We start from the raw sequence: 305 nt of genomic DNA, 5'->3' as shown, positions 1-305 counted from the left end.
TTCCCGGGTCAGGGTTCGCAGTGGTCGGGGATGGCGGTGGAGCTGTACGGGTCGTCGCCGGTGTTCAGGGCCCGGTTGGACGAGTGCGCGGCAGCTCTTGAGTCCTTTGTGGACTGGGATTTGCTTGGTGAGTTGTCGGGTTCGTTGGATCGGGTGGATGTGGTGCAGCCCGCGTTGTGGGCGGTGATGGTGTCGTTGGCGGAGTTGTGGCGTTCGCACGGTGTGACACCGGACGCGGTGGTGGGTCATTCGCAGGGCGAGATCGCGGCGGCGGTCGTGGCCGGGGCGTTGTCGCTCGAAGACGG

General features: G+C 66.2%; 1 protein-coding gene. It reads left to right on the top strand.

From position 1 onward, the window contains the following. The coding region (locus ADK67_RS15020) for an acyltransferase domain-containing protein (protein ID WP_157620403.1) at positions 1 to 305 on the top strand (305 nt) is incomplete at both ends.

It is taken from the genome of Saccharothrix sp. NRRL B-16348, assembly GCF_001280085.1.
Lineage (GTDB): Bacteria > Actinomycetota > Actinomycetes > Mycobacteriales > Pseudonocardiaceae > Actinosynnema.
Note: the sequence above shows the minus strand (reverse complement) of the source record. Positions and strands in the feature narration are given on the sequence as shown.